Origin of the sequence: Streptomyces sp. NPDC051907 (assembly GCF_040681075.1) — a bacterium.
Taxonomy (GTDB): Bacteria; Actinomycetota; Actinomycetes; order Streptomycetales; family Streptomycetaceae; genus Streptomyces.
Window position 1 is genome coordinate 1 of record NZ_JBFAYB010000207.1, and the last position, 3,625, is coordinate 3,625.

The window sequence follows — 3,625 nt, forward strand, 5'->3', positions numbered from 1 at the left end:
GTGCGCGTCCATCGGCGCGGGCGTGCAGCTGGACGCGTAGGCGTGGACCGCCGCGTAGTGCCGCTGATAGAGGGGACGCAGCGCAGCGGCCTGCCATGCGGCGCGAGGTTGAAGGTCCCCCAGTGGATCGGGAGCATCACACCGGACGGCGTCCCGCCCTGGAGGTCCAGGTGGGCGCGCATGCCCTCGGCGGGGGTCATATGGATGTCGGGCCAGTACTCGCTGTACGCGCCGATCTGGATCATGGTCGCGTCGAAGGGGCCGTGCTCCGCGCCCATGTCCTTGAATCCGGGGAAGTACCCGGTGTCGCCGCTGTGGTAGATCCGGTGCTCGGGGCCCTGGACGGCCCAGGACGCCCACAGGGTGTGCTGCTGGTTGCGCAGGCCGCGGCCGCAGAAGTGGCGTGCGGGCAGCGCGGTCAGCCGCAGGCCCGCCGCCTCGGCCGACTCGTTCCAGTCCAGCTCGCGCAGCCGGTCGGCGGGCACGCCCCAGCGCTCCAGGTGTGCGCCGACGCCCAGCGGCACCGCGAAGAGGGTGTTCGTGGAGGCCAGGGCCCGGATGGTGGGCATGTCGAGGTGGTCGTAGTGGTCATGGGAGACCACCACGACGTCGACCGGTCCGAGCGCGGCCAGCGACAGCGGCACGGGGTGCAGCCGCTTGGGCCCGACGAAGGAGAACGGGGAGCAGCGCTCGCCCCAGACCGGGTCGAAGAGCACCCTGCGCCCGTCGATCTCGGCGAGGACGCTGGAGTGCCCCATCCAGGTGAGCCGCAGCCCGGAGGCCGGCGCCCTGGCGATGTCGGCCAGGGTGGTGGGGTGGACGGGCACGGTTCCGATGGGGGACCTGCGCGCCCGCGCCTCCTTCTGGAAGTAGATCTTGACGAATTCCTTCATGGAGCCGCCGGACGGCCTGGTCCTGGCCCCCACAGGGTTCTGGAACACGCCGTCGGCGAAGTTCGGCGAGCGGCGGATCCGCTCCATCCGCTCTCCGGCGGGATCGGCGCCGAAGGCTGCCGACCGCATCGCGCGCAGCCGGGATCTCATCGCGTGGGTGGAGCCAGCGCCGGTCACGGCACCTCCTGAGGTCGGGGGGATTCCATTATCCGCTCGTCTGTCCATAAGCCCGTTCGATGCGGAGCCTGAGGACGAGCCGCCGGTCGCGGACCATGGCCTGGCGATAGTCGTCCCAGTCGGGGTGCTCGCCGCTCACGTCGCGGTACAGGGCGATCAGCTCCTCGACCGTGGCGTCGTGGGGGTCGGCGGCCACCGGGGTGAGCTCGGCCAGAGCGTCCACGGCGGTCCACGACCAGCGATCGCCGCTGGTCACGTGGTAGGCGGCGCGGGGGTCGCGACGCAGATTGCGCGTCTTGGCCCGGCCGTCGGTGATCGACACTCGGATGGTCCGCTCATCCGGGTAGTACGCGTGGTTCACATTGGACAGCTGCGGCCTGCCGTCGGCGTGCAGGGTGACCAGCACCCCGCCGCTCTGCTCGGCGACCAGCTTGAGCAGGGCTTCCTGCTGGGCGGACTCCTCCGCGTTCTCCGTCATGACCTCAGCAACGCACGCCCGGACTCCGGTGTTCCGCGCCCCCGCCTCCACGGCCGTCCCGCAGGTGGGCCTCAGGGCCGTATCGGGGCGTCGTACGAGGTCAGAGGCCTTTCCGCGGGCGATGTCACATTCCGGGGCGCGCCGTCCGTCGTACAGACAGCAGCACGTTCCAACGCCCTGGAGCGCACCCGCTCCCCGTCCGAGGAGGCCCGTCATGGCTCGCATCTCGCTCGCTCCCCGCCGCTCGCTCCTGTTCCGCGTCACCGAGTGGTACTCCAGGCGTGAGTACGGCCGGGTTCTCGACCCCGTACGGGCGATGGCCCACAACCCGCGCGTCCTCTGGTCCGACCTGCGCTTCGAGCAGTCGCTGGCCAAGTGGAAGGAGCTCGACGGCGATCTCAAGATGCTCGCCGTGATGGCCTCCTCCGCGGCGATCGGATGCACCTGGTGCATGGACTTCGGCCACTGGGAGGGCCGTCGGCGCGGCATGGACGTCCGCAAGGTGCGCGATGTGCCGATGTGGCGGGAGAGCGAAGCGTACACCCCGCTGGAGCGGGACGTCATGGAGTACGCGGAGGCGGTGACCGCGACTCCGCCGCAGGTCGCGGACGATCTGGCGGAGCGGCTGCTGGGCGCGCTCGGCGAGGCCGCGTTCGTCGAGCTGACCGCGATGGTCGCGGTGGAGAACCTGCGCTCGCGGATCAACTCGGCGCTGGGGCTGACCAGCCAGGGCTTCAAGGACAGTTGCGAGATCCCGGCCAAGGCCGCCGACGCGTCGCGGCAGGAGCCTGCCGCGCGCTGAGCGCCGGGCGCCGGCCCCTTCGCCGGCGCCCGTTCGCGGGCTCTGCTGACGATCATGTTGACAGCTGAGCTCGGCCCTCCAGATACTGACTGACGATTCAGTACTTCGTCGGTGGCCGCGTCTGGAGGCAGCATGTCCGAGCTCCCCGCCGAGCCGGCGGAGACCGCCGGGAGCGCCTCGTCGGCCGCCGTGCCGCCGCCCGCCTCGGGGGGCGCCTGAGATGGCGGCGGCGCAGCCGATGACCGGCTCGGAGGCCGTCGCACGCGCGCTGACGGCGCACGGAGTCGTCCACGCCTTCGGCACTCCGGGGACGCACGGCCTGGAGCTCTGTCGGCATCTGGCCGACTACGGCATCGCGCAGGTGACCGGTCGCCACGAGCAGGGCGCGGGGTACGCGGCCGACGCCTACGCCCGGGTCAGCGGCCGGCCCGGGGTCGCGATCACCGCCGCGGGAGGGGCCCTGCTGAACATCGCGGCGGCGGTCGGCCAGGCGTACGCGGACAGCGTGCCGCTGCTCGTCGTCTCCCCCGGGACGCCGCTGCGCCCTCCGCGCCAGGGCGCCGGCCTGCTCCACGAGCTGCGCGGCCAGACCCAGGCGCTGCGGGGCGTGGCCGCCTTCAGCCACCGGGTGTCGTCGGTCGAGGAGATCGGCACGGCGGTCGCGAGGGCCTTCACGCTCTTCGCCGAGGGGCGGCCGCGGCCCGCGCACATCGAGATACCGCTCGACCTGCTCGAGAGCGAGGGCGAGGCGGGAGCGGTGCGGACCGCCCCGCCGCGGGGGCCGGCGCTGCCGCGGCCCGACGAGGTCCGGTGGGCGGCCGACGTCCTGCGGGCCGCGAGCCGCCCGGCGCTGGTGCTCGGGGGCGGGGCGCGCGGCGGCCGCGACGAACTCCTTGCGCTGGCCGAGGAGTTGGCCGCGCCGGTCGTCACCACGGCCAACGGCAAGGGCATCGTGGACGAGGCGCATCCGCTGTCGCTCGGCGTGTCCCTGCACAGCGCGGTCGTGAGGACGTGGCTGGCGGGCTGCGACGCGGTGCTCGCGGTCGGCACCGAGCTCGCGCCGTCGGATGTGTGGCCGAACGCGCCGCTGCGGCTGTCCGGCACGCTGATCCGCCTGGACGCGGACCCCGCCCAGGCGTACGGGCCGGCGCCCGCGGACATCCCCCTGGTCGGCGACGCGCGCGCGACGCTGGGCGAGCTGCTCGCGGCGTACCGGGACACGGCGCCGGCGCGGACGCCCGGCCGATCACGGTCCGGGCGAAGGGGCGGGCCGTC

4 protein-coding genes are annotated in these 3,625 nt (G+C 73.3%); 2 read left to right on the forward strand and 2 right to left on the reverse strand.

The window, feature by feature from the left end:
• Both AB0M39_RS41580 and AB0M39_RS41585 read right to left on the reverse strand, forming a co-directional pair.
• Positions 1–1,070, reverse strand: a 1,070-nt coding sequence (locus tag AB0M39_RS41580; protein ID WP_365374284.1) for an MBL fold metallo-hydrolase, incomplete at its 3' end; no start/stop codon positions are given.
• Between the two features lie 28 nt (positions 1,071–1,098).
• Positions 1,099–1,548 (reverse strand): PPOX class F420-dependent oxidoreductase, encoded by a 450-nt coding sequence (locus tag AB0M39_RS41585; protein ID WP_365374286.1) that lies wholly within the window; start codon positions 1,546–1,548, stop codon positions 1,099–1,101.
• A gap of 214 nt (positions 1,549–1,762) precedes the next feature.
• Between AB0M39_RS41585 and AB0M39_RS41590 the strand changes: the two genes are divergently transcribed.
• The gene (locus AB0M39_RS41590) at positions 1,763–2,350 is read left to right on the forward strand and encodes a carboxymuconolactone decarboxylase family protein (RefSeq protein WP_365374288.1); all 588 of its coding nucleotides are present in this window, start codon (positions 1,763–1,765) and stop codon (positions 2,348–2,350) included.
• 220 nt (positions 2,351–2,570) lie between these two features.
• The coding region (locus AB0M39_RS41595; protein ID WP_365374290.1) for a thiamine pyrophosphate-binding protein at positions 2,571–3,625 on the forward strand (1,055 nt) is incomplete at its 3' end.